Source organism: Bacillus sp. T-10(2022), from assembly GCF_056502895.1.
Map to the genome: position 1 here is coordinate 4,987,908 of NZ_CP113518.1, position 25,268 is coordinate 5,013,175.

At 42.4% G+C, this 25,268-nt stretch carries 30 protein-coding genes; 14 read left to right on the forward strand and 16 right to left on the reverse strand.

Annotated elements, in window-relative coordinates; all coding sequences use genetic code 11:
* Positions 1 to 555: 555 nt before the first annotated feature.
* The 3 genes from OSJ91_RS24615 to OSJ91_RS24625 are packed head-to-tail and all read right to left on the reverse strand — an operon-like array spanning position 556 to position 4,444.
* Complete coding sequence (locus OSJ91_RS24615; RefSeq protein ID WP_350300358.1) at positions 556 to 1,857, reverse strand: nucleotide sugar dehydrogenase; 1,302 nt, start codon at positions 1,855 to 1,857, stop codon at positions 556 to 558.
* 41 nt (positions 1,858 to 1,898) lie between these two features.
* Positions 1,899 to 3,215 carry a glycosyltransferase gene (locus tag OSJ91_RS24620; RefSeq protein ID WP_350300359.1) on the reverse strand — a complete coding sequence of 439 codons (1,317 nt, stop codon included), beginning with the start codon at positions 3,213 to 3,215 and terminating at the stop codon, positions 1,899 to 1,901.
* A 23-nt stretch (positions 3,216 to 3,238) separates the two neighbouring features.
* Positions 3,239 to 4,444 carry a glycosyltransferase family 4 protein gene (locus tag OSJ91_RS24625; protein ID WP_350300360.1) on the reverse strand — a complete coding sequence of 402 codons (1,206 nt, stop codon included), beginning with the start codon at positions 4,442 to 4,444 and terminating at the stop codon, positions 3,239 to 3,241.
* Between the two features lie 196 nt (positions 4,445 to 4,640).
* Here OSJ91_RS24625 and wecB point away from each other — a divergent pair, with 196 nt between their 5' ends.
* From wecB to OSJ91_RS24640, 3 genes are all read left to right on the forward strand, one after another.
* Positions 4,641 to 5,777, forward strand: coding sequence for a non-hydrolyzing UDP-N-acetylglucosamine 2-epimerase (wecB, locus tag OSJ91_RS24630; RefSeq protein WP_434547752.1), 1,137 nt, complete (start codon positions 4,641 to 4,643; stop codon positions 5,775 to 5,777).
* A gap of 215 nt (positions 5,778 to 5,992) precedes the next feature.
* Positions 5,993 to 6,163, forward strand: a complete 171-nt coding sequence (locus OSJ91_RS24635; protein ID WP_413019806.1) for a Fe3+ hydroxamate ABC transporter substrate-binding protein — start codon at positions 5,993 to 5,995, stop codon at positions 6,161 to 6,163.
* A gap of 129 nt (positions 6,164 to 6,292) precedes the next feature.
* The gene (locus tag OSJ91_RS24640) at positions 6,293 to 6,700 is read left to right on the forward strand and encodes a VOC family protein (protein WP_413019807.1); all 408 of its coding nucleotides are present in this window, start codon (positions 6,293 to 6,295) and stop codon (positions 6,698 to 6,700) included.
* 71 nt (positions 6,701 to 6,771) lie between these two features.
* Here OSJ91_RS24640 and OSJ91_RS24645 read toward each other — a convergent pair whose 3' ends face one another.
* Positions 6,772 to 7,542, reverse strand: a complete 771-nt coding sequence (locus OSJ91_RS24645; protein WP_350300363.1) for a sulfite exporter TauE/SafE family protein — start codon at positions 7,540 to 7,542, stop codon at positions 6,772 to 6,774.
* A gap of 38 nt (positions 7,543 to 7,580) precedes the next feature.
* Positions 7,581 to 8,036, reverse strand: coding sequence for a 2-thiouracil desulfurase family protein (locus tag OSJ91_RS24650; protein WP_350300364.1), 456 nt, complete (start codon positions 8,034 to 8,036; stop codon positions 7,581 to 7,583).
* A gap of 134 nt (positions 8,037 to 8,170) precedes the next feature.
* Between OSJ91_RS24650 and OSJ91_RS24655 the strand changes: the two genes are divergently transcribed.
* Positions 8,171 to 8,593, forward strand: a complete 423-nt coding sequence (locus tag OSJ91_RS24655; RefSeq protein ID WP_485890627.1) for a hypothetical protein — start codon at positions 8,171 to 8,173, stop codon at positions 8,591 to 8,593.
* Here OSJ91_RS24655 and OSJ91_RS24660 read toward each other — a convergent pair.
* Together OSJ91_RS24660 and OSJ91_RS24665 are read right to left on the reverse strand one after the other, a co-directional pair.
* Positions 8,582 to 8,824 (reverse strand): DUF2584 domain-containing protein, encoded by a 243-nt coding sequence (locus tag OSJ91_RS24660; protein ID WP_101225571.1) that lies wholly within the window; start codon positions 8,822 to 8,824, stop codon positions 8,582 to 8,584. The two genes, OSJ91_RS24655 and OSJ91_RS24660, sit on opposite strands and share 12 nt — an antisense overlap.
* 48 nt (positions 8,825 to 8,872) lie before the next feature.
* On the reverse strand, positions 8,873 to 9,661 hold the full coding sequence (locus OSJ91_RS24665) for an alpha/beta hydrolase family protein (protein ID WP_241594698.1): 789 nt from the start codon (positions 9,659 to 9,661) through the stop codon (positions 8,873 to 8,875).
* 135 nt (positions 9,662 to 9,796) lie between these two features.
* Between OSJ91_RS24665 and OSJ91_RS24670 the strand changes: the two genes are divergently transcribed.
* From OSJ91_RS24670 to OSJ91_RS24680, 3 genes are read left to right on the forward strand one after another with little or no spacing between them, the layout of a single operon-like run.
* Entirely contained in the window at positions 9,797 to 10,798 is a 1,002-nt protein-coding gene (locus OSJ91_RS24670; protein WP_402906582.1) for an ABC transporter substrate-binding protein, read from the forward strand.
* Positions 10,799 to 10,825: 27 nt separating this feature from the next.
* Positions 10,826 to 11,596: an ABC transporter ATP-binding protein gene (locus tag OSJ91_RS24675; protein ID WP_137019594.1), complete on the forward strand. Its 771-nt coding sequence runs from the start codon at positions 10,826 to 10,828 to the stop codon at positions 11,594 to 11,596.
* Positions 11,586 to 12,377: an ABC transporter permease gene (locus tag OSJ91_RS24680; protein ID WP_230160637.1), complete on the forward strand. Its 792-nt coding sequence runs from the start codon at positions 11,586 to 11,588 to the stop codon at positions 12,375 to 12,377. The genes OSJ91_RS24675 and OSJ91_RS24680 overlap by 11 nt, the downstream gene beginning before the upstream one ends.
* A gap of 365 nt (positions 12,378 to 12,742) precedes the next feature.
* Here the strand turns inward: OSJ91_RS24680 and ytkD are convergent, their stop codons facing one another.
* Together ytkD and OSJ91_RS24690 are read right to left on the reverse strand one after the other, a co-directional pair.
* Positions 12,743 to 13,213 (reverse strand): RNA deprotection pyrophosphohydrolase, encoded by a 471-nt coding sequence (ytkD, locus tag OSJ91_RS24685; RefSeq protein WP_350300366.1) that lies wholly within the window; start codon positions 13,211 to 13,213, stop codon positions 12,743 to 12,745.
* Between the two features lie 105 nt (positions 13,214 to 13,318).
* Entirely contained in the window at positions 13,319 to 13,669 is a 351-nt protein-coding gene (locus tag OSJ91_RS24690) for a hydrolase (RefSeq protein ID WP_245406464.1), read from the reverse strand.
* 226 nt (positions 13,670 to 13,895) lie between these two features.
* Here OSJ91_RS24690 and OSJ91_RS24695 point away from each other — a divergent pair, with 226 nt between their 5' ends.
* Positions 13,896 to 14,162: a DUF6154 family protein gene (locus tag OSJ91_RS24695; RefSeq protein ID WP_370694063.1), complete on the forward strand. Its 267-nt coding sequence runs from the start codon at positions 13,896 to 13,898 to the stop codon at positions 14,160 to 14,162.
* A gap of 95 nt (positions 14,163 to 14,257) precedes the next feature.
* Here the strand turns inward: OSJ91_RS24695 and OSJ91_RS24700 are convergent, their stop codons facing one another.
* A complete protein-coding gene (locus tag OSJ91_RS24700; RefSeq protein WP_063589839.1) occupies positions 14,258 to 14,698 on the reverse strand; it encodes a Dps family protein in 441 nt (146 codons plus the stop codon).
* Positions 14,699 to 14,822: 124 nt separating this feature from the next.
* On the opposite strand from OSJ91_RS24700, the gene ytzI reads away from it, so the two are divergent.
* The gene (gene ytzI / locus OSJ91_RS24705; protein WP_101225577.1) at positions 14,823 to 14,978 is read left to right on the forward strand and encodes a YtzI protein; all 156 of its coding nucleotides are present in this window, start codon (positions 14,823 to 14,825) and stop codon (positions 14,976 to 14,978) included.
* A gap of 38 nt (positions 14,979 to 15,016) precedes the next feature.
* Here the strand turns inward: ytzI and OSJ91_RS24710 are convergent, their stop codons facing one another.
* The gene (locus tag OSJ91_RS24710; protein WP_137019600.1) at positions 15,017 to 15,490 is read right to left on the reverse strand and encodes an S-ribosylhomocysteine lyase; all 474 of its coding nucleotides are present in this window, start codon (positions 15,488 to 15,490) and stop codon (positions 15,017 to 15,019) included.
* Positions 15,491 to 15,699: 209 nt separating this feature from the next.
* On the opposite strand from OSJ91_RS24710, the gene yidD reads away from it, so the two are divergent.
* The 3 genes from yidD to OSJ91_RS24725 all read left to right on the forward strand — a co-directional run bounded on the left by yidD (position 15,700) and on the right by OSJ91_RS24725 (position 17,585).
* The gene (gene yidD, locus OSJ91_RS24715) at positions 15,700 to 15,921 is read left to right on the forward strand and encodes a membrane protein insertion efficiency factor YidD (RefSeq protein WP_377400061.1); all 222 of its coding nucleotides are present in this window, start codon (positions 15,700 to 15,702) and stop codon (positions 15,919 to 15,921) included.
* 121 nt (positions 15,922 to 16,042) lie between these two features.
* Complete coding sequence (locus tag OSJ91_RS24720) at positions 16,043 to 17,011, forward strand: metal ABC transporter solute-binding protein, Zn/Mn family (protein ID WP_350300368.1); 969 nt, start codon at positions 16,043 to 16,045, stop codon at positions 17,009 to 17,011.
* 385 nt (positions 17,012 to 17,396) lie between these two features.
* Positions 17,397 to 17,585, forward strand: coding sequence for a hypothetical protein (locus OSJ91_RS24725; protein ID WP_350300369.1), 189 nt, complete (start codon positions 17,397 to 17,399; stop codon positions 17,583 to 17,585).
* A 41-nt stretch (positions 17,586 to 17,626) separates the two neighbouring features.
* Here the strand turns inward: OSJ91_RS24725 and OSJ91_RS24730 are convergent, their stop codons facing one another.
* The gene (locus tag OSJ91_RS24730; RefSeq protein WP_350300370.1) at positions 17,627 to 18,691 is read right to left on the reverse strand and encodes a DctP family TRAP transporter solute-binding subunit; all 1,065 of its coding nucleotides are present in this window, start codon (positions 18,689 to 18,691) and stop codon (positions 17,627 to 17,629) included.
* Between the two features lie 140 nt (positions 18,692 to 18,831).
* On the opposite strand from OSJ91_RS24730, the gene OSJ91_RS24735 reads away from it, so the two are divergent.
* Together OSJ91_RS24735 and OSJ91_RS24740 are read left to right on the forward strand one after the other, a co-directional pair.
* Complete coding sequence (locus tag OSJ91_RS24735; protein ID WP_350300371.1) at positions 18,832 to 20,442, forward strand: ATP-binding protein; 1,611 nt, start codon at positions 18,832 to 18,834, stop codon at positions 20,440 to 20,442.
* Entirely contained in the window at positions 20,435 to 21,130 is a 696-nt protein-coding gene (locus tag OSJ91_RS24740; protein ID WP_485890628.1) for a response regulator, read from the forward strand. Before OSJ91_RS24735 ends, OSJ91_RS24740 begins: the two co-directional genes overlap by 8 nt.
* 47 nt (positions 21,131 to 21,177) lie before the next feature.
* On the opposite strand, the gene OSJ91_RS24745 is transcribed toward OSJ91_RS24740, so the two are convergent.
* The 4 genes from OSJ91_RS24745 to menB all read right to left on the reverse strand — a co-directional run bounded on the left by OSJ91_RS24745 (position 21,178) and on the right by menB (position 25,267).
* Positions 21,178 to 21,327 carry a hypothetical protein gene (locus tag OSJ91_RS24745; RefSeq protein ID WP_185151124.1) on the reverse strand — a complete coding sequence of 50 codons (150 nt, stop codon included), beginning with the start codon at positions 21,325 to 21,327 and terminating at the stop codon, positions 21,178 to 21,180.
* Positions 21,328 to 21,780: 453 nt separating this feature from the next.
* Positions 21,781 to 22,884, reverse strand: coding sequence for an o-succinylbenzoate synthase (gene menC / locus OSJ91_RS24750; RefSeq protein WP_485891944.1), 1,104 nt, complete (start codon positions 22,882 to 22,884; stop codon positions 21,781 to 21,783).
* Positions 22,881 to 24,362, reverse strand: coding sequence for an o-succinylbenzoate--CoA ligase (locus OSJ91_RS24755; protein ID WP_485890629.1), 1,482 nt, complete (start codon positions 24,360 to 24,362; stop codon positions 22,881 to 22,883). The genes menC and OSJ91_RS24755 overlap by 4 nt, the downstream gene beginning before the upstream one ends.
* Positions 24,363 to 24,448: 86 nt before the next feature.
* Positions 24,449 to 25,267, reverse strand: coding sequence for a 1,4-dihydroxy-2-naphthoyl-CoA synthase (menB, locus tag OSJ91_RS24760; RefSeq protein WP_034310494.1), 819 nt, complete (start codon positions 25,265 to 25,267; stop codon positions 24,449 to 24,451).
* Between the last annotated feature and the right edge of the window lies 1 nt (position 25,268).

A 25,268-nucleotide genomic window follows, 5' to 3' on the forward strand; every position in this document is an offset into this window, starting at 1 on the left:
CCTGGAGGTCGATTAACGGCGACAACGGCCGAATAATGTGCACTGGAGGTCGATTAACGGCGACAACGGTCGAATATAGTACCCTGGAGGTCGATTAACTGCAGTGAACGGTCGAATATAGTGCACTGGAGGTCGATTAACGGCAGTAAACGGTCGAATATAGTGCCCTGGAGGTCGATTAACGGCGACAACGGCCGAATAATGTGCCCTGGAGGTCGATTAACTGCAGTGAACGGCCGAATAATGTGCCCTGGAGGTCGATTAACTGCAGTGAACGGTCGAATATAGTACCCTGGAGGTCGATTAACGGCGTCTTAGGTCAATAGTTCGGTCTAGGTCGAATAACGCCGGCAACGGCCTAATATCTGGCCAGCCAAGCCCCAGCCAGATTGTTTGGCGGAAAGGAAGCTGAATTTCTGAAACCAACTGGAACGTTTCTACAGTCTGAAAGGACCAACTCTTGCATGGTCCTTATCTTCATTGGAAAAAGGGCACTGTCATAGTCAGCGCCCCTTAATCCTTATTCCAATATGGATTTTTTTGTCCAAGTTTTTTTTAAATGATCGCTTTATTCCTGGCTTTTTTCATGGACATCGTTTTGTATTGATATATATTGCCCAGGTTGGCCACCGGGACATCTGTTTTAGTTGCATCAATGCAATTGCGTGTATCCAAAATCAATTTATTTCTCATGAGATTTGATAGATTATCATAATCCATTTGTTTAAATTCATCATGGTCGGTCAGGACAAGTATCAAGTCGGCATCATTTACAGCGTCTTCCACTGATACGACTGGCATCTTTCCAGATTGGACATGCGGGTCATGCAAGGATACATCCATGTTTTCCATCCCCATCAAGATATTGACGACATCAATGGCTGGGCTTTCACGAATATCATCTACATTTCCTTTGTATGCAAGACCGAAAACAGCTACTTTTGGCTTCCGGATCCCCTCTAGCATCATCCTTACGGAATTAACGATATAATAAGGCATCGATACGTTGGTATCGCGGGCCAATTTAATGATTCTCGCTTGCTCTGGTGCCTTTGCAACGACGAAATACGGATCGACCGCTAAACAATGGCCGCCAACTCCTGGTCCTGGTTGGTGTATATTGACACGAGGGTGTTTGTTTGCCATCGATATGACATCCAAAACATTGATGTCCAGCTCGAAACAGATTTTCGTCAGCTCATTCGCAAGGGCGATATTGACATCCCTGAAGGTGTTTTCCATCAGTTTGGACATTTCAGCCGTTTTCGCATCCGTCTGAATGATCTCCCCTTGAACGAAGGTTTTGTAAACAAGACTTCCTTTATATGAGCATGTTTCCGTGATGCCCCCGACGATACGGTTATTATGAACCAACTCTTCAAGAATCCTTCCAGGTAAAACGCGTTCCGGACAATGAACGAGGAAAATGTCTTTTCCGATGGTAAGGCCCGTCCTCTCAATCATCGGTTTAATATGATCATCCATGCTTCTTGGCGCTATCGTCGATTCGATAATGATGACATTCCCTTTTTTGATAAAAGGAAGAATGTTTGAGGTTGCATCCATGACATGAGTTAAATCACAGGATTGATGCATGTCCTTTTTATTTGGAGTAGGTACCGCGATGATGAAAACATCCGCATGTTCCGGGCTTAACGTAGCCCGGAACTTATTGGTAGTAAGCACTTCTTGCAATACCTCCTCCAATCCTGGTTCTTCGATATGGAGCCTGCCGCTATTCAAATTGGAAATAATCTCAGGATGGATATCCACGCCGACAACATCGACACCGTGTTTCGCAAACATTAAAGAAGTTGGAAGTCCTATATAACCAAGTCCGATTGTACAAAGTTTCATATAAACCACTCCTATCTATTTTTCTGCTACACTCAAATTTGTTAGGCTGTTTGATAGATTTCGATAAAGATTTCCTTCTCTTGTTTCCAATTGTATTTTTGTCGCGCCTTCAGGCAGTTTTGGCTCATTTCCGCCCTTTTTTCAGGATGCTTCAATAAGTAATTGACACCTTCGGCAATTGATTTTGGATCATGTGAATCGACACACACACCGATTTTTTCCGTATCGACAACCTTTTGAATTTCAGGAAAGCTGCAGGCAACCACAGGAACACCGCTCATCATGTATTCAAACAATTTATTTGAAGAAGCGGAGTAGTGATTAAAGCAGACATTATTCAATATTTGAAAACCTAAATACGCATTTTTTGTATAATGGAGCAGCTCGTCGACCGGAACCTTCGGCAGGAACTTCACACGATGCTCCAGATTCATGTCGCTTACTTTTTTCATTAATTCATCCTTGATCCTTCCATCCCCGATAAAAACTACCGTCCCGCCCTCGATCATCGGTACAGCATCAACCAATTGCTCTAACCCTCTTCCCATTTGAACGCCGCCTTGGTATAACAATATCGGTTCATTCTCTGGCAAATCGAGCAGCTCATGCAAATTCACGGCCGTACTTTCCTCAGGATTGGTTGGAATCGGGTAGTTATGGACCACCTTGGGATATAGACCATATAAGTCTTCGTTATACTTAGCTCTCGTATGGTTTTCGGCAATCATTTCATCAACGAACATTAATAGGAATTTCTCCATCATCCCGTAAATCCGGCTATTATATCCCGTCCTGCTCGTTTGTACCTCATGTGAGTCATAAATCAGCTTTTTCCTTCTCAACCATTTACTGCTGATCGCTCCCTGCAAGAGCGTATTCAAGTCATTCGAATGGTAAAAATCATATTTCCTTTTCCGGCCATGATAGATCATTTGACCAAAAATGTAGCTCCTCGTTAATAGTGTCGGCAGCTTCGTTTTAGTGATCATCACGGTGCCCATCGCTAGGAGTGCAAGGGAACCGAACAGTATTGCCGATCCCAACCAGCCGTTGATCAAGTTCAAATTCCACAACGTATTCCAGACCAATAAGGCCAATAGAACGATTTCAAACTTCTTTTTCTTCAATTTGCCTACGATCCTGAGAATCTTATGAAGCGCCTCCCAGCGGTTATTCACCCTGGTGACCGAGAAACCATTTTGGTGTTTCTCCTTTTTGGCCAAACCCTCGATTTTCCAATTATGAATGGCAATTAAATCGACTTCATAACCCGCTTCAGTAAGTGCTGTGCATTCTCTTAGAACCCTCGCATCGTTCGTAAAGTGATTCCACACGAACATACATACTTTCTTCGCCATGTTGTCCTCCACTTCCGGATTTTTCAGCCTGAGGCTTCCATCACGTTGATGAGACCTTTAATATTTTTAGACCATTGAAAATGTTGTTTAGCATACCGATGACCGTTTTCCCCCAGTTCTTCACGAAGAGCTGGATCTGAGGCCATTGTCAATATATGCTGACAGATTTCATCAACATTTCTGCTCTCTGCTACCAACCCGCATTTCGCCTCAGATAGCATCTTCTTGGCCCTGCCGTCCACATCTCCGACAATGGGTATTCCGACACACATATAATCGATGATTTTACCAGGCAGCACCTTATTGAAGACTTCCTTTTCAACCAAGCTCACATAGGCAATATGGGACGTTGAAACTTCATGAAGAGTCACTCTTCGATTCATCGCATTAATCATCTTAATATTTGTCAGCCCTCTAGAGCTTATCTCCTTCTCCACTTCGGATATCCGATATCCATATCCAATCATCGAGAATTCGATTTGTTTATGTTCCCTTAGCTTTTCAGCTACGGCTATCAGTTTTTTCAAGTCCTGGGCCAGTCCGATATTCCCCGCATAAACGACCTTGATTACCTTTTCCGATACGGGTGTAAGCAAATTCTTTAAAGTCAGCTCATCCGCAGTAAGCGAATTGGGGATGTATTGGATGGCCTCCTCCTTGACTCCCTTTGCAACGATATAATCCCTGAAACCAGGACTATTGATGATAATGAAATCTGAATGCCGATATAGCTTCCTTTCCAGGAAGAAAGCGACTTTCAAAACCCACTTATTAGTAAATACTCCTACTCCTATCAACGATTCCGGCCATAAATCCCTGACATCGGTAATGAGTTTCGCCTTCATCTTTTTCTTGGCGATCAACGCCGCCAATGTCGGGAAGATCGGCGGGGTCGTGGCAAACACATAATCATATTTTTTTTCGAGACGGATGATTGTATAAATGAAAAGCCACATCGCTTCAAGATAATGAAGCAACCGCTTCCCCATATTGCTTGTATACCTCTTCACTTTGTCCGGTTTAATCCTGATGACATCCTCTTCAATGCTTTCTTCATCCCAAAACTTTGTATCTTGATATAAACTTTGATTAGGATAACTCGGCTTCAATGTGATGACCGTTACCTCAAATCCGTTTCTTTTCAAATGGAGATATATATTTTTCATTCTATTTCCCGCACTTCCGATTTCCGGATAAAAGTTTTGCACGATCATCAGGACGCTTTTCATATTCGCCTATCACCTCTATTCTGCTTTGCTTTACTTCATGCTTTATATTGTAAATGCCAGATATTAACTGAAGGTTAAAGAAATATAAAGTCCTTATTAATATTGTAAAAATTCTGTTAATTATTGTTTCATTTTCATATTTCCCATGAACTTCCCGTTATAATGGGGGAGACATTCAGAATGGGAGGAAATGAGCATGCCTAAACAACGTATTAAGGTCATGACCGTATTTGGTACAAGACCAGAGGCTATCAAAATGGCACCAGTCGTTTTGGAACTGAAAAAGCATCCAGAAGAAATAGAAACCATCGTGGTGGTCACCGCCCAGCATAGGGAAATGCTCGACCAAGTCTTGCAATGTTTTCAAATAAAGCCAGATCACGATTTGGATATGATGAAGGATAGACAAACATTAGAAGAGATAACAACTCGAGGGCTTGAAAAATTGAGTTCGCTCATGAAAGATATAAAACCGGATATCGTCCTCGTTCATGGGGATACAACGACAACTTTCATCGCAAGCTTGGCAGCTTTCTATAATAAGATACAGATTGGCCACGTTGAAGCTGGTCTCCGGACTGGTAATAAGTATTCTCCATATCCTGAAGAAATGAATAGGCAGCTGACAGGCGTCCTGGCTGATTTGCACTTTGCGCCAACAAATCAGGCGGCAGAGAATCTAATTTTGGAAAATAAAAAGAGTGATTGTATCCATATTACTGGAAATACGGCAATCGATGCGTTGAAAACAACAGTACGGAAAGATTATGAACATCCGATTCTATCTGGTTTGAATGGAGATCGTATGTTATTGATGACAGCGCACAGACGAGAAAATATCGGAAAACCAATGGAAGAAATATTCCGTTCCGTCAAACGGCTGCTGGAAGATCACTCGGATATCCAAGTTGTTTTCCCGCTTCATAAAAACCCAGTAGTCCGTGAAATTGCTTACCGGATATTTGGTGAAACGGAAAGACTTCACTTAATAGAGCCGCTTGAAGTACTTGATTTTCATAATTTTGCGGCGCATGCCCATCTAATATTGACAGATTCCGGAGGGGTGCAAGAAGAAGCTCCCTCACTTGGTGTTCCTGTCCTTGTGTTACGCGATACAACAGAACGTCCGGAAGGAATCGATGCTGGTACCCTTTTATTGGCAGGAATTGAGGAAGAACGAATTTATCAATTAGCCTCAGACTTACTTACAAATGAAGAAACCTATAAAAAAATGGCGACAGCTTCCAATCCATATGGAGATGGATTCGCTTCACAGCGGATTGTCGATATCCTATTAACGCATTGCGGAATGAAATCCCCCCTTCTATTATGAAAAATAAAATAGTGAGAAAAGCCTGTCACGTAAAGCGGCAGGCTTTTTCTATTCAGTCAGATTATGAAACGGCTGCTTCCATTTTCATTAGCGAAGGATTAAAGCAAAGTCCAATTTAGATTTGAAAATGTTAAATACATATGTGATAGTTTGGGTAGATCAAAGTATCATTGAAGTCAATCGTATTAGATTAAAACCTGCTTGGAGGTGTTGTAATGTTCGGGAAAGATCCCAATTGTGTTAAATGTGGTAAAGAAATTAAGGGGGACGAAGTCGTTCTTGTGAGAATGCGTTATCCGAAGCGTAAAGGGATGACTGAAATTAAAGCATATTTAAAAAATGAAGGAAGTTTCATCTGCGAAGCTTGTTTCGATAAGAAAATTTGATTTTAATTTTTTGGATGGGGAACTGAACATAACTCACAATCTAAAATGCAGCTAAGCCCCCGTGAATATAAAGGAGGATTAGATTCCCCCGTCGAATTGATAGTCATGACACGAAACAGGAGGATTAGTATGAAAAATCAAGTTACCCCCTATTTAATCTTCGATGGACAAGCAAAAGACGCATTAGCCTTTTATGCAGAGGTATTTCATGCAGAGATTACCGATATGCAAACCTACGGGGAAGCTAATTTCCCAACACCTGAAGAAGCGAATGACCTTGTCCTGCATGCCAAAATCAAAAAAGGCGATATGTTGATCATGGTATCCGATACGTTTCCAGGCAATCCCTTTGAAGCCGGGAATAATGTTGCGTTGGTCCTCGAATGTGAAAGCGACTCGGAAATCAAGCATTTATATAAGGTTATGTGTGAACAAGGATTATCCTTAATGGAACTGCAAGATACCTTTTGGGGAGCTAAGTATGGTAAGGTCAAGGATCAATTTGGCATTCACTGGGATTTGAATTTAACAAAATGAATGTAAAATGGCCGAAAATACGATTTGTATCCCCGGCCATTTTCAATATTAATCATTCGCGGAACACTCCATCAAAAAATATGAAAATAATTAAGAACATTTTTTCCAATCAATAAAAGCGTGACGCAAATGAATAATATACGGACATAGGAAGCACCTTTCTTAATGGCGAAGTTCGTTCCTACCAAAGCTCCCGCGACCATTGCAAGGCCCATCGGGATTCCATAGGCAAAATTAACGGTCCCCATAGATAAAAAAATGATAAGTGCGGCAATATTGCTTCCAAAATTCAATATTCTTGCATTCCCTGCAGCCTGGACAAAATCAAACCCAATGATCAATAATGAAAATAATAAAAAGGAACCTGTGCCTGGTCCAAGAAAACCATCATAAAAACCAATCGCAAATATTATGACTATCAAAAGAATCATTTTCTTCCTTGTCAGCCCTTTATACTTTGCATCTTTACCCCAATCCTTTTTTACCAACGTATAAATCGCGACAATGACCAGCAAGATCAAAATGAGGGGCTTCAGTATCTCTGCGGAAACGAAATGTACAATGTATGCTCCTAACGCCGCTCCAATCACGGTAATCGGAAACAGCTTGATGACGAATTTGAAATCCACTTTTCCAGCCCGAATGAATGAAATCGTACTCGTTAAAGATCCCATGGTACCCGCCAGCTTGTTAGTGGCAAGTGCCGCTGAAGGCGAAATCCCCGTGAACAATAATGCCGGAATGGAAATTAAACCGCCCCCGCCCACAACGGAATCGATGAATGCGGCAATAAAACCCGCAAGTACTAAAAATAGCAAAGTATAGAGATTGATATCCTCCATGTATTCCCCTTCTTTCAAAAGCACTATCTAAAATGCCATTACTCTTTTTCATATAACCCTTCCTCTGATATGACAATGAATCCATGCCGCCTAAGCAAAGCCGCGGTCACGCCATTCCCGCCCTTCTTCTCCCCCTTGAATTCGCCATTATAAATCGTGGCACTCCCACAGGATGGACTATTTTCTTTTAAAACGACTAACGTCGCCCCTACTTCCTGGGCTTTCAATAACGTAAGATTGGCTCCCTTTATGTACAATTCCGTTACATCCCGGCCCGACTTCTCGATGATCTTCGCTTTTCCATCAAGGACATCCCCACCTTCACCGCCAACTATCTCAGCAGGCTCCCTCGGTGTCGAAAAACCGCCAAGCAACTCAGGACAAACCGCTATAGCCTTTTTCTCCCTCATTAATTCCATAATTCCATCATCCAGGCTATGTGTACCATTGTATCTTACCTCAAGACCCGCTAAACAAGCACTCACCAAAATCATCAAATCCCCCCGCCTCATGCGCTTTCCACCATTTTACCACTTAGGTTGGATTATTGGTGCAGAGGTCGAATTTGTTGATGCGTAGGTCGAATTATAAGCGTTTACGGTTGAATTGTTGGTGCGGGGGTCGAATTATGGGTGTGTACGGTCGAATCTATTGGTGCGGGGGTCGATTATGGGTGTGTACGGTCGAATCTATTGGTGCGGGGTCGAATTATGGGTGTGTACGGTCGAATCTATTGGTGCGGGGGTCGATTAAGGGTGTGTACGGTCGAATCTATTGGTGCGGGGTCGATTATGGGTGTGTACGGTCGAATCTATTGGTGCGGGGGTCGAATTATAAGCGTTTACGGTTGAATTGTTGGTGCGGGGGTCGAATTATGGGCGGTTACGGTCGAATTTGTTGGTGCGGGGGGCGAATTATAGGCGGTTACGGTCGAATTGTTGGTGTACAGCGCGTATCTTTCGCACATCTGGTCGAAATCTGCCACACAATACAAAAAAGCGCTTGCAGCGAAGACGATTCCCGGCAAGCGCTTGTCTATTTAGTTAGTTGAGTTCAGTGATAGTAGTTGGTACGTAATGATGGTCTTTTCACTGGTCCATTCAATTTTTTGGATAACGGCTGTTCCGCTTGAGTCAGATTGAATGGTTTTGCGGACATCGATTGGAATATCGATAGGGTATAATCTGTATCCAGCTTTCGACAGCCGAAAAATGTTTTCTTCTTCACGGGTTTCGTTCCCTTTTGTAACGATCATGGTATTTAGCTCCATAGGCATGCCCATGTGTATCTCCTCCTTGCCAATATACTTAGTATATACTTCATTCTATCATTATTCGGTTTTACTTTTCATCCAAGATGTTAAATCTTCGACTACTTTTCTGTTCACGGCCGGTGGGAAGTAATGTGTGAATTGAGGGAAATACCAGCTTTCGACCTCTTTGTCATGCATTTTCAACCTTTTTTCCAACCGGTACGCGTGTTCAATGGCGACATTATCATCTTTTTCACCATGAATGATCAGTACGGGTACATTCAAATCTTCAATCGCAAACAATGGCGTACGGTATTCATATTGATCGGGGCATTTTTTAGGTGTACCGCCGATGACCCGCTTCATCATCCGACGCATATCGACACGTTCGACATATGTTAAAAACATATCCGACACTCCACCCCATGTAACGATCGACGCTGCATTCCTGCAGTATATCCCCGTCCAAAGCGCCATGATGCCACCACGGGAAAATCCAAGGATATGAATGTGATCCTTATTCACTCTGGGATGCTGTTCAAGAAGATTGAATCCTGATATCGCATCGAATCTATCTTCGCCTCCAAAATCCTCATCTCCCTCTCCGCCTTGATTCCCACGGTAAAAAGGGGCAAAAACGATGAAACCTTCTACGGCATACTGCACGATCCTAGCGGGCCTCACCTTGCCGACATTTTTAATACCGCCGCGTAAATATAAGAAGGCATCATGTATTTCGCCATCAACCGGTTCAGCCAGCAACCCCTTTACCTTCAGGCCTTGTGATATGTACGTAACTGAATAAAGATGGATTCGTGGATGCGGTGATGGAAACCGCCGTTTTGAAATAATCGTTCCGTTCTCCAATTTCCACTCTCCTTTCTCTTTAATCTTATTGTAAAACATCCGCTTGTTTTTATCCCCTGCGAGGCATTCACATTTTTTTCTTCCGTTCATACGATAATGTAGGCAAAATACCTATATATCAAGGAGGAAGGAATTTTGAAAAAATGGTGTAAAGCAGGTGTCGTATTTTTACTTCTGTGCATGCTGGTAATCCCGCTTGGAGCATGCGGCAACAAGGAACAGGAAACAACGAAGGTCAGGGTTGCCGAAGTAACCCGTTCCCTTTTCTATACACCTCAATATGTAGCTATTGAAAAAGGATTTTTTAAAGATGAGGGTCTCAGCATTGATTTGAAAACGACGGCAGGCGGCGACAAGACGATGACCACGCTTCTGTCAGATGGGGCGGATATTGCTCTCGTTGGCTCTGAAACATCGATTTACGTTCAGGCACAAGGTTCGAACGACCCCGTCATCAACTTCGCTCAATTAACACAGACGGATGGAACGTTTCTTGTTTCACGTGAAAAAATTGACAACTTCAATTGGGATATGCTGAAAAACTCTACATTCCTGGGCCAGCGAAAAGGCGGGATGCCGCAAATGGCCGGCGAGTTCGTATTGAAAAAACATAACATAGACCCGAAAAAAGATTTGAACCTCATCCAGAACATTGATTTTGCGAATGTCGCAACTGCCTTCGCTTCCGGAACCGGCGATTTTGTTCAACTGTTTGAACCAACGGCCAGTGTGTTTGAAAAAGAAGGAAAAGGCTATATCGTCGCTTCTTTCGGCACCGAGTCCGGGCACCTTCCCTATACAGTTTATATGGCTAAGGAAAGCTATTTGAAAGAAGACAAAGAGACTGTCGAAAAATTCACGAGGGCATTGAAGAAAGCACAGGATTGGGTTCAGGAAAATGATGCTGCCGAAATTGCCGAAGTCATTCAGCCGTATTTTGAGGATACCAATATCGAAACGATGGAAACAGTTATCAACCGTTACAAAGAACAAGGTTCCTTTGCCACCGACCCCATCCTTGATGAAGAAGAATGGAACAATCTGCAAAACATCATGGATGAAGCAGGCGAGCTGCCTTCACGTATAAGCCATGAAGAGCTGGTCAATACCGATTTTGCTGAAGAAGTCACAAAATAGCATAGCTAAAGGTAAGGAGGATGTCAGATGAGCTTTTTAAAAATCCAAGACATTCACCATACTTATTTTTCAAATCAGACGGCAGCGACCGCACTAGCGGACATTTCCCTCGACATTGAAAAAGGTGAATTCGTCTCTTTTCTAGGTCCGAGCGGCTGCGGAAAAACCACCCTGCTTTCCATCATCGCTGGGCTATTTCCGCCCACTGCAGGAAAGATCCTGCTCGAAAACAAACCGCTGAAAGCCAACAGTGACCTTTCAATCGGCTATATGCTGCAGCAGGATTATCTATTTCCATGGAAGACGATTGAAGAAAATATATTATTAGGATTGAAACTGATTAAAAAAGATGAAGGCCTTGAGAGAATAAAAACGTTGAAACTTTTAAGTGACGTTGGATTGGGAGGCACCGGAAAATTATATCCGCGCGAACTCTCGGGAGGAATGAGGCAAAGGGCTGCACTGGCACGGACACTGGCGGTCGACCCAAAAATCCTTTTGCTTGATGAACCGTTTTCGGCTCTTGATTACCAAACGAAGTTGAAGCTGGAAGACCTTGTTTTTGAAACCCTGAAATCCTTCGGAAAGACAGCTGTGCTCGTCACCCATGATATCGGTGAAGCCATTGCAATGAGTGACCGCATCTATCTGTTTTCCGCGAACCCGGGAAGTGTGCACAAAACCTTCAAGGTGCCCGATGAACTGCGGGAACTCACGCCTTTCCATGCACGCAACCATCCACAGTATCCGACGCTATTCCAAACGATCTGGAAGGAGCTTGAGAGCCTTGAATATTGAACAGCTTCATAACCAATATAAAACCTCATTAAAAAAAGAAAACAGGCTCATTCGCTTTTATCAGATCCTGATTTTCATCGTTTTTTTCAGCAGTTGGGAACTTTTATCCAGAATGGAAGTGATCGATCCGCTCATCTTCAGCTCCCCAACTAAAGTGTGGCATCTTTTCATACAGAAATTGGGTGATGGAACACTGCTATCCCATTCCGGAGTGACCCTATTCGAGACCGTTCTCGGCTTTATCATAGGGACACTGCTTGGAACGATCCTGGCATCCCTGCTATGGTGGTCGCCAAGATTATCCAAAACACTTGACCCCTATCTCGTCATTTTAAATGCCATGCCGAAAGTGGCACTCGGCCCCATCATCATCGTAGCATTCGGCCCTGGCTTTCCATCCATCATCTCGATGGGGGCGATCATCTCCATCATCATAACCACCATCGTCGTCTACACCGCATTTCGTGAAGTGGACCCGAACTACCTGAAGGTGCTCCAAACTTTTGGCGCCACAAGAACACAAGCTTTTCGGGAAGCCATATTACCCGCCTCCTTCCCAACGATCATCTCAACATTGAAAGTGAATGTCGGCCTCTCCTGGGTCGGCGTCATCGTAGGGGAATTCCTTGTTTCAGCTAAAGGACTCGGCTACCTAATCATTTATGGCTTTCAAGTCTTCAACTTCACCCTCGTAATGCTTGCCTTAATGATCATTGCCGTATTTGCCACAATCATGTATCAACTAGTCGAACTGCTCGAGAGAAAATTAATCAAAGACTAACCAAACTGCCGATAAACCTCGGCAGTTTTTTCATTCATGCTTGAGGTGAAATATGAATTTAATTGAGTTTCGGATGTTTACTTGTGGTTCGGGCGTTTACTCGTGAATTTTGTCTATTTACTCGTGAACTTCGGCGATTTACTCGTGAATTTCGGCGATTTACTCGTGAATTCAAGCGGTTTACACGTAGCCTCGCCGGTTTACTCGTGAATTCCGGCAATTTACTTGTGAATTTCGACCATTTACTCGTGAGTTTCGGTGTTTTACTCGTGAGTTTCGGTGTTTTACTCGTGAATAAGGCTTTTACTCTTGAATTCAAACGGTTTACACGTAGCCTCGCCGGTTTACTCGTGAATACCGGCTATTCAATCGTTTCTCAGCAAAGTGCCCTCATCCAGTCTTGATAAGCTCAACGGTACAATCTCATCTTTCATGATGAAGCTAAACTCCTCACCGAGTATATCCGGCAATGCCTCCAAAAAGACCGGGCCATCCGTTTCCAGGTAATTTTGTTTCTTTTCTACCCCACGCAATGCAGCATAGTATATCGATTTAACAAATGGTTTGACTGGATGATGTACCTTATATTGTCCCAAAAATTGCAGTTGGCCCACCAAGCCTCCTGTTTCTTCATACACTTCCCGTATGGCTGTTTCTTCAATCGATTCCCCTTCTTCCCGTTTGCCTCCAGGGAACTCCAATCCCCGTTCTCTGTGTTTGGTCAATACCCAACTGCCCTTATATCTGCTGAGTACAAAAACATGCCAAGACTCTCCAAAGACAGGATTCTCGGAGAATTCGACCTTATATCCATTCTTATCAAGAAAACGTTTCATTTTTCCCCTTCTCTCCGTATAAGAAATAATGCAATGCCCTTCATTCATTATATGGGTAAAAAAAAACACTATCCAGCAAGAATCCATCAAAAAAACGATGGACCCTCAATATTCGAGGCCATCGTCTGTTGGTTTTGCCTGTAGTATCCCCATGCTTTCTATATGCCGTCTTCCTTCTTCAGTACCCAGAGCATAAATCATCTCGTAAATTTTTTGGAGAGTGATATCCTGTTTATCATTTTCACGGTCAAAATGATATTGAAGGTATGGGACATGTGCCCGATAAAAATTTTCTTCCCCTACTGAATAATTATAATCAAATAATTCACGCAATTTGATGATTTCATTATCTGTCGCCTCGATTTCGAAATTCCATGGAGAACTTTCCCTATCTTGTGTTATCTGCCCATTCGGAAGCCAAATGTAATATTTTTTCCTGTTTTCAGACACATCCATCCACCCTTTCCATATATCCTACGCTTATTTTTCACGTATTTCCCTACTTCATACAATGGAAAATTTTGTTTACAGAAGAACAAAGATGTTAAATAATAGATTAAAGTATCTTTCAAAGGGTAAAACATATAATAAGCCCAAGCATCCCTTAAGATTTTTATATGCACCCAGAGGTTTTTTTGATAACCTACATATAAAGAGATAACGGATTTCTAATAAATGTGAGGTGAGAGTTTTGAAGTTAATTGAAGAATTATACAATATGTACCGTGATAAGATGACTGGTGATGAAGAAGATATTGATATGCTTACTTTTGCGGTTCTGGAACAGCTTGACCGCAAGGAAATTTTCGAATTGCTTCAAGAGATGGATGATCAAGAACTAACCAATTTAATGGGCCTTTACATTATAGAAACGTTAAAAGGGAAGTTCGCTCAAAATAGTATGAACGACACGAAACCTACACATTTTCCGCCTAGGAATATTCATTAAATACATACCATTTCAGGTGTCCCTCTTTTGATGGATGCCTTTTTTATAGTTTTAACCAAAAAAAAACCCTACCGAAGTAGGGCTTTTCCTAAATCTTAATGTCCTAAATACGCACGCAGCATCCAAGCATGTTTGTTTAAGCTTTTCTTCATGCCTGTCAGCATATCGGCCGTAACCGGATCTTCTTGTTCGGCAACTTCGATGATTTCCAGGAACTCTTCGGAAAGCTTTTCAAAATCACTGATGACGCTTTGAACCATATCTTCTGTATTTTCATTACCTGTCGCTTCTTCGATCGTCGTTAATTCCAGGTACTCTTTAAGGGTAGCAACCGGCTTTTCACCAATGGCCAATAGTCTTTCAGCCAATTCGTCATAGTTGGATGTCACTTCTTTATATAATTCTTCCAATTTTTGGTGTAGTTCAAAGAAGTGTGGTCCATTCACGAACCAGTGGTAATTATGAATTTTCGTATAAAGAACACTGAAGTTTGCAATTTCCTTATTCACTAAAGTTCCTAATTTTTTCTGAGCCATAAATATCTACCTCCGTAAGTTGGTTATACCTTTATAATTCCCTCTATTCGAAAATTGAAACATTATCTGACTCTGTTCTTATGCTAAAATGAATCTAAATTGTGAACGTTAGGAGCTGTAAGGTATGATTACGGTTTTAGTTATCTCAATCATTGTGATTCTGATTGTATTGGCATTATCGGTCCTAACAATCGGAAAAGGTTATAGCTACAAGCATACAGTGGATCCCGTCGAACCTTTGCCCGAGGATGAGGGAAAAAAAGAAGAACCCGAAAAATGAAAAAAGTTCCTGTCACAAATAGACAGGAACTTTTTTTATTAACCAAAAACTTTATGAAGATCTTCTTTATCTTGTGCAAGCCAGAAATTCATCAATTTCTTAGCTCCTTCAAGATCATGCAATTTTGCTTGGCCGCATTGTTTTTCGTTTGCAGCAGGAATTTCGGTAATTGTAACGGCATCCTTGAATGTATCTTCAAGAACATCGATGATTTCCGTCACTGTCGGCTCGCCGCTTACCACAAGGTAATATCCTGTTTGACATCCCATTGGCGAAATGTCGATGATATCAAAGTGATCGTAGCGCTCGGAATGCTTACGGATATTGAATGCAAGCAAGTGTTCCAGGGTATGGATCGTATCCGGCTTCATCGCTTGTTTATTCGGCTGGCAAAAACGGATATCAAATTTATTAACAACACCGTCTGTTCCTACCTTATGGACACCGCAATGTCTAACATATGGGGCTTTAACAGCGTTATGATCTAATTCAAAGCTTTCAACTGAAGGCATTTAATTCACTCCTTAATTGTATGTCATCTCTATTTTACCTTGAATAACAATATATTTCATCCTTTAAAATTAATTCTCATTATATCAATCGGATTACCAATATGCTCATTCCTTTTTTACCCTTATTGGAAATTTAGAAAATATGCTATAATTGAGGATAGTCAAATTACTCGAAAAGAGCTGAAAGCATCGTGTTGAAAAAATTATTAATGGGAATCATCCGTTTTTACCAAGTTGCTATTTCTCCATTAAAACCGCCCACCTGCCGTTTTTACCCAACTTGTTCCCATTATGGTTTGGAAGCGATCAATCGTTTCGGACCTATAAAAGGAAGCTGGTTAGCACTCATCCGGATTCTTAAATGTCATCCGTTTCATCCAGGGGGCATTGACCTTGTTCCCGAAAAAAAAGAAAAAAGTGAGGACCAATAGAAAAAACCCTTGCTTTCTTTTGCAATCTTTTGTATCATACAGAAGTCAAATCGTAATCATTTCGTTTTTACCACATAAAATTCAAATCGTAATCAATACGAATTATAAAGGAGCATTTCATATGAAAATTCGAGCATTGCTCTCACTTTTCCTTGTTACTGCGGTATTTCTGTCAGCCTGCGGCAACTCAAAGGGAGAATCGAGTAAGGAAGAAACCAAGGATGCCTTGGATATATATACGACGGTTTACCCTTTACAATACTTCACGGAGGCCATTGGCGGGGAGTACGTGAATGTCGAGACGGTTTATCCTCCCGGAACGGATGAACACTCATTCGAACCCTCTCAAAAAGATATTGTGAAAATGGCTGAGTCAGACCTGTTTTTCTATATTGGCTATAATCTTGAAGGCTTTGTAACCAAAGCTGAACCAATTCTAAGCAAAGAAGGCGTCAGCACAATTGCGGTGGGCGAAACGGTTCATCTTGATGAAGAAGAGCATGCACACGAAGAGGAACATGCACATGAAGACGAACATGCACATGAAGAAGACGGTCATGACCATGGGGGCGTTAATCCGCATTTGTGGTTAGATCCCGTCTATTCCATTGACATGGCTAAAACCATCAAGGACGAATTAACGAAAAAAATGCCGGAACAGGAAGAATATTTCAACAGCCAATTCAATGAGCTTTCCGAAAAGCTTGAGGCACTTGATGAAAAATTCGAGACGACGATCGAGTCGGGCCGTACCAATAAAATCATCGTTTCCCATTCTGCATATGGGTATTGGGAGGAACGCTACGGATTGGAACAAATTGGCGTGACAGGACTTACGTCATCAAACGAACCTTCTCAAAAGGAACTGGGGAAAATCGTAACCATGGCTGAAGAAGAAGACTTGAACTACGTCATCTTTGAACAGAATATCAGTTCTAAACTAACCGAAATCATCCAAAAGGAAATGGGAGCGAAATCACTTGAGCTCCATAACCTTTCAGTGTTGACGGATAAAGATATCGAAGCCGGCGAAGATTACTTCAGTTTAATGGAAAAGAACATCAAGACACTACAAACTGCATTGCAATAGACGAGAAAGAAGCGGATCCCTATTGGATCCGCTTCTTTTTTGTACCTCAGTACTATAAAGAGTTCTTTTTCGTTTTGTCAGCTTTCAGTAAAAATACCTGCCCTTATTTGAGTTGGAGTTTCGGTTCTTGACAAAGCAAATTGATTGCCGATAGCCAATTTATGGAATAATTAAATTTAAGCTTAGAGAGGGGAAAATATGAAAAAGATCATAAATGGAAGTTTAACGTTTCTACTTCTATCGATGCTAATTGCTTGCACGGATGAAAAAGATGATTATGCTATAATTCATCCGAATCTTTTGCCTAGTGAGGGTCATAAGTATTCGCTCCAAGCCGTTGGTAAAGAAATTACATTTGATTTACTAGAAGAGAGTAATATCACCAATGTGGGCCCAATTACAAATTGTAGCATCTTACAAGTCATTGAATGAGCAATATCCAAAACTTGAATTAAAGAAAGAACCTGCATTCACCGTGTTTGATGAAAATGGTTTGATTTTAAAAACATATGATTATGAAGAGATGATTGATTTTTTACAAAATCCAGACAAGTACTTCTATCGGGAACGATAAAGAAGAAGGGAACCCCTTTCACTGGGATTCCCTTACGTTAGTTATTCCTTTAAATGTTTCTCTCGAATCTTTTCCATTTTCGTCATCAATTCGGTTCCAATCGTTGGTTCGAAATTCGGATAAATGACAGTCATCTCATCCATCCATTCTTTCTTTTCTTCATCTGACAGTGTATAGATGTCGATATTCGATTTTTGCTGGATTTCCCGAAGCTGTTCCTGATTTAATTCATTTGATTTGATCCATAGCCATTTCGTTGTATCATCCATCGCCCTTTGGATTTGCTGCTGAATATCCAAAGGGAGTTTGTTCCAAAACTGTTTGTTTATCATGACTACATACCCTAAATAGCCATGATCACTGATCGTTAAATATTTTTGCACCTCATATAATTTCTTGGAATAGATATTCGAAATCGTATTTTCCTGGCTGTCCGTTTCATTGATTTCAAGGCTTTTAAACGTTTCATTAAACTCCAGCTCAGAAGTTGTCGCCCCAAAATGCTTGAATTGGCTTTCCAGTACTGCACTTGGCATGATTCTAAAATTCTTTCCGGCAAAATCACTTGGATGCCGTATCGGTTTATTGCTTGTCATCTGTTTATAGTTATTCGACCAAAATGCAAGTCCCTCGATATCGATGGTATTCAGCTGCTTTAGCAGCTCTTCCCCCACTTCCCCATTCAACGCTTCCTGCAAGGCAGCGTCCGTTGGAAAGACGTAAGGGAGGTCCAATAGCATCCATTTCTTTGATATGCTCGTAATTTTAGATGTAGTCGGTGCAATCATCTGCACCTTGTTTTCTTGTAATGCTTCGATTTCTTCATGATCACTATATAATGACTGATTAGGATAAACTTCAATTTTGACACGATGACCTGTATATTCATCGACCAGTTTGGCAAATCGGTTCGCCGCTAGCCCTTTAGGTGTATTTTCGGCAACGACATGACTGAACTTAATCACGATTTGATCCTTCATCCCGACCTGCTCCTCATCCTTTGGCAAATTGAAACCGAAGCTTGTAAAGAACGATTGAAACGATATATACACGGCTATCAACAGCCCCAAGCCAATTAATAAGAAGTACCCCCATAATGCACGCATACCGACAACTCCTCACCGCTCACTTCACATTATCACTATTCTATCACAGCTTTTTCCTGTCGTAATACAATGCGCGAAAAATAGCGAAAAGTGATAGAAATTCTGTTACTATAAAGTATAGAAGTAATGGAGGAAAAACAATGGATAAATCCTTTCATATGCCCATTCAAATTAAAATCACCCTGCTATCATTTGTAATCGTCGCGTTTTCGATACTAATAGGCGGGATTTTTATATTCGGAAATATCGTTTCGGTCAGGGAGGATGAAATCGGCAAACGATCCATGATCACTGCCCATACCATCGCCGAACTCCCTGAAGTACAAAAATTGGTCCGTGAGCCTGAAGGATGGACGCAGCTTAATCCGATTATTGAAAACTTAAGGAAAATCCATCAAGCGGATTATATAGTTGTACTCAACAATCAGCATATACGCTATTCCCACCCGGTGTTCAGTCAATTGGGGACCCCATCTAGCAGCAGCGACGAAAGCGCTGCGTTCGCTGAACACGAATACCTTTCAAAGGCTGCTGGTGAACTTGGCATTTCTGTCCGCGCCTTTGTCCCGATCCTTGATAGAGATAGAGAGCAAATCGGCGTCGTACTGGTTGGGAATATCTTGCCTACGATACCGGAATTAATCAAGGACTTGAAAGGCGAAATCGCGATTATCCTGGTCCTTACACTTCTATTCGGTGTATGCGGCTCATGGCTCATGGCAAGAAGGATAAAAAAAGAGACCTTCCAACTTGAACCCCATGAAATTTCACGGATGTTAGTTGAAAGGACAGCCGCTTTCAATGCCATGCATGAAGGGGTGATCGCCATAGATAATAATCAGACAATCACGATTTTCAATGAAAAGGCTAAGCAAATATTCAATATTAACGGTGCGGTCATTGGCAAGAATATCAATGATATTATACATGATACCCGTCTCCCGGAAGTGCTTGACCGGACATCTCCCATCTTCAATCAGGAAATCTCCGTTCAAAACAGGAATATTGTAAGCAACCGGGTACCAATAAAGATTGCGGATAAAACGATTGGTGCCGTGGCCATATTCCAGGATCGCACCGATGTGACGAAGCTAGCTGAAGAGTTGACTAGTGTCAAAGCATTCGTTGAAGCCCTGCGCGTTCAAAACCATGAACATATGAACAAACTTCATACGATAGCAGGATTGATCCAGCTAGGCAATCTTGACGAAGCGCTGCATTACATTTTTCAGATTACGGAAGAACAAGAGGAATTGACCAGGTTTTTAACGAAGCACATTCACGATGATAATTTAGTGGGGCTGATATTAAGTAAGATCTCCTTGGGTAGGGAACTCGGAATCGAGCTCATCATGGACAAGCACACGAAATTGGACCGCTTCCCCGCTGATTTGGATCATCACGATTTTGTTTTGATAATCGGAAACCTGATCGAAAACTCATTCGCAGCGCTAAAGCATTGTTCAGAGGAAACAAAACAGGTTTATCTATCCATCTATCAGGATGACCGTCATTGTCAAATCGTGCTTGAGGATAATGGACCCGGCATTCCAGAGGACATTCATAAAGATATATTCGAGTATGGTTTTACAACAAAGGGTGCGGAAGGATCAGGAATTGGTCTTTATCTAATAGACCAAATTGTAAAAAAAGCGAACGGCGAAATGAAATTCACGACACGCCCTGACGAAGGAACAAGCTTTTTTCTTTCTTTTCCGATGCACGATATAGAGGAGAACCAAAATGACTAACGAAATTCGTGTACTTTTAATTGAAGACGACCCAATGGTCCAAGAGGTCAACAAACAGTTCATCGAGCGCCTGCCTGCCTTTAAAGTCGTTGATACAGCTTCAAATGGGCTTGAAGGGCTGGAAAAAATCAAGCAGTCTAAACCCGACCTTGTCATTTTGGACATCTTCATGCCATCTTTAAACGGGGTTGATACGCTTTATCAAATCAGAAAAGAGCAAATGGATGTGGATGTCATCATCATTTCAGCGGCAAATGATCAGAAAACGATTCGAAAAATGATACAGAACGGGGCTTTTGACTATTTAATCAAGCCATTTAAATTCGATAGGCTAAAACATACTCTGGAGCAATACTTTGCTTTTCGGATGGAGGTTGAACCTGACCATCAAATTTCTCAAAATCAGCTCGACCGAATCCTCTTTCAAAATAAAACACATTCTGAAGCGAGTCCGAAATATGATGTTCCGAAAGGATTGAATGGAGCGACTCTTGAGCAAGTGACGAAGTTCATAAAGACCCAGCCTGGGTCACTATCTGCAGAAGAAGTGGCTGATGGGATTGGAATCGCCAGAGTTACAGCAAGGCGCTATCTTGAATACTTGCATGGCGAAGAAGTCCTTCAGCTTGACGTACAATATGGCAGCATAGGCCGTCCAGTCAATAGATACCGGCTTAAAAAACCTTAAAACGCATGGGGACCGGCTCGAAACGGTTCCCTTTTTACTTTTAATCTTTACGCACCTGTCTTCCGGTCATATAGGCCCCACTTTCTCTTCAAAAGAAACAGCTCACACTCTTCCAATGCCGTCACTTCTTTAATGACATAGTCCGGCATGCCCCTTCTTAGTAGAATCTCCGCAATAAGGTACGGTTTTTTCTTCATACACTCTCCCCTCCCTTTCCCTTGGTTGCCATTCTTTTAAATTCATTATACAAAATAATCCAATAAAGAAAAAATAGACAAAGCCCCATTTTCCGAAAAAAAATTATGATCTATCCGGTCAATCTGGACAATTAAAAAAAGTTCCTGGTTGATTTCAGTCACTCGTTCCCTTTCCGCCGACGGTCTGCCAAGCCTCATCAAAGCAAGTATCTAGCGTGATCTTGGCTAGCGAGTTATTCGGCAGAAGGTCGCAAATTTCTTCAATTTAATATGAGTTTTAACAGAAAAAACAATGAACTGATTTGTTAGTATCCTATTAAAATCATTTTCCAAAAGGGTGGGGTTTCCGTCCAATAAAGTACTAATTGGGTGAGTTACATAGACCGTGGGAGTAAAAGGAGATAGGATTAATATTTGATCAAAAGAGGTGGGCCGTGCACCTCCTTTGATGTTTCACTTGTACAGTTTACTATATGTAGTCAATTCCTTTAGCCGCTTTTCATTGATGGCAAAACCGATTCCAGCTTTATCGGGAACTTGGATCATGCCATTTTCGACAAGTACTTCAGGATATATTATATCTTCATCCCAATAACGGGATGAAGATGATATATCCCCGGGAATCGTGAATCCTTTTAATGTGGCAAGTGCAATATTATGTGCACGTGAAATGCCAAATTCAATCATACCGCCGCACCAAACTGGCACATCATTTCCCAGGCATAGATCATGGATTCTTACAGCTTCCATCCAGCCGCCGACTTTAGCCATCTTAATGTTGATGACCCCACAGCTCTGGAGCGACAGTGCACTTTTGGCATCATGAAATGAATTTATGCTTTCATCAAGGCAAATGGGTGTCTGCAGCTGTTTCTGCAAAAATGAATGTTCCACAATGTCGTCATGCCCCAGCGGCTGCTCAATCAACATCAGCTTAAAGTCATCAAGCTTCTGCAGATGCGGGATGTCATCAAGAGTGTACGCTGAATTGGCATCTGCCATGAGCGGGATATCGGGAAAAGCCCGACGGATTTCCGCTAAAAACTCCAGATCATTTTGAGGATTTATTTTTATTTTATATCGCTGATAACCGGATCCGGAAAAATCCTCGATCTGGCGCATCGCATCTTCTATATCATTCGATGCAATGACTACGCCAGCTGCCACTTCACTTCGTTCGCCGCCAAACAGCCGTCCAAGGTAGACTCCTTTCTGCTTCGCATATAAATCGAGGATTGCCTGCTCTAAAGCCGACTTCGCCATTGCATTCCGCCTGATTCCGCTCCATAAGTTCGGCAGCTCATCAGGATGCTTGATCTGACTGGCCAATGTTAGCGGGATTAAGAAGTCCTCCAATATATGAAAGCATGTTTTGGTCGTTTCCTCGGTATACCAAGGACTTGCAAAAGGCACAGCTTCCCCGTATCCAATCAATCCATCCTTATCCATGGCTTCGACAATTATCACTTCCCGATCGCTTACCGTTTCGAGATGCGTCTTGAATGGCCGTTTTAAAGGGGCCTTAATGTGCTTTAGGGAAATGGAGGATAACTTCATTGCCATTCCCCCATCTCCTTCTTCAGTTCCCGTCTCAGAAGCTTGCTTGCGCCATTACGGGGAAGCTCCTTACAAAAAATCACGTTCCGGGGAATCTTATAGGATGCCAAATACTCCCTGCAATATTCCAGCAGTTCGCTCTCATCAAGCTCTGCACCTTGATGCAAGACGACAAAAGCAAGCGGGACCTGTCCCCACTTTTCATCGTCAGTCCCCGTCACTCCCGCTTCGAAAACATCAGGATGCATACTGAGGACGTTTTCAATCTCGGCCGGATAGACATTTTCACCGCCGGAGATGATTAAATCCGAACGTCGGTCAAGCACATATAAAAAGCCTTCCTCGTCAAGATAACCAAGGTCCCCAGTATAAAGCCATCCATCGGTAATCGCCTGCTGTGTAGCATCCATCCGATTAAAATAGCCTTTCGTGACATTCGGACCTGAAACCACGATTTCCCCCACTGCAACCGGTTCACACATCGTGCCGTCTTTTTCAATCCGTAACTGCGAAGGAAACAAAGGCTTTCCCGCAGAGCCGATTTTTGTCATGCTATATTCCGGTGCCAGTGTCACAATCTGTGAAGATGTTTCGGTCATCCCATATGTTTGATAAACGGGAATCCCTTTCTCCTTACATACCTCAAGCAAATGGACGGGTGCAGGGCCGCCGCCCAACAGGAAACAGCGGAAAGTTTTTGGATAGCTTGTTCCCTTCATATCCTGCACCATCCTATTCAGCATCGCCGTCACGACCGAAATGATCGTCACGCCATTTTCCTGGATGCTCCGGTTTGCTTCCCGTTCATCGAAACGTTCAGCCAAAACGACTTTCATGCCATAAATCACATTTTTCATCAGAATGGATAAACCGCTAATATGAAAGATCGGAACCGCACAATACCAAGAATCCTCCTCATGCAATCCAAGGTTCAGAACTGACCCTACTGCACTCCACCAATGGTTGCCGAATGTTTGGATCACACCCTTTGGATTTCCTGTCGTACCTGATGTATACATGATCGTTGCGGTATCCTCAAGGTAAAACTCTTGAAGTATCTCCGCCGTGGCTTCATCCGGCAATTCTTCCATTAAATGAAGGTTCAATTCCGGGAGAATCTCACCAATATCAGAAAGTTTGTCGGAGAAGGCACCTTCTGAAACCAAATAGGCAGTCCCACTATCCTCGATCTGCCAGGACAGCTCTTTTGCCGTTAACTTATTATTCAGCATCACAATCTTCACACCGAGATAAAAAAGCGCATGGATAACTACAACACCATCAATATGGTTCCGGAGCAAAACCGCGCATGAATCACCGGAGCCCAGACCAATGCTTGCCAGCTTACCAGCCATCTTCTCCGATAATGTATGCAGTTCAAGAAAGCTATACGTATGACCTTCAAACTCGATTGCCGGGCGCCCCGGTGAAAGATGCGCCCGATTTTTCAGCCAGTTCGGCAACTTTTCTTCTGCCATTGCTGCTTACCCTCTTCCATTTTGATATAGAAAACAGCCCGGCGATTTTCCGCCAAGCTGTCAGTCTCATCGATTCACGCGTTTCATTAAGGGAAACGAGGGAATTGCCCAAAGTCCGGAGTGCGCTTTTCTTTGAATGCGTCGCGGCCTTCTTTTGCTTCTTCTGTTGTATAGTATAAAAGTGTAGCGTCACCAGCCAATTGTTGAAGACCTGCAAGGCCATCCGTATCAGCGTTCATTGCCGCTTTCAAGAAACGAAGTGCAGTAGGGCTCTTTTCAAGCATTTCTTCACACCATTTAACCGTTTCCGCTTCTAATTGGTCTAAAGGTACGACTGTGTTGACTAATCCCATATCCAATGCTTCCTGTGCATTGTATTGACGGCATAGGTACCAGATTTCACGCGCCTTTTTATGACCCACGATACGTGCAAGGTAGCCAGAACCATAACCAGCATCAAAGCTTCCTACATTCGGTCCAGTTTGTCCGAAAATTGCATTGTCAGCAGCAATCGTCAAGTCACATACCACGTTCAAGACATTACCGCCGCCAATTGCATATCCTGCAACCATGGCTACGACCGGTTTTGGAATTACGCGAATCAAACGTTGCAGATCAAGAACATTTAGACGCGGAATGTTATCTTCACCCACATATCCGCCATTTCCGCGTACTTTTTGGTCTCCGCCTGAACAGAATGCTTTGCCGCCTACACCTGTTAAAATAATGACACCAATGCTGGAATCATCACGCGCTCTTGCGAATGCATCAATCATTTCAGCAGTCGTTTTTGGCGTGAATGCATTATGTACATGTGGTCGATTGATGGACACTTTCGCAATCCCGTTATATTTTTCATACAAAATTTCATCATACTCACGTATTGTTTCCCATTGAATCGTCATC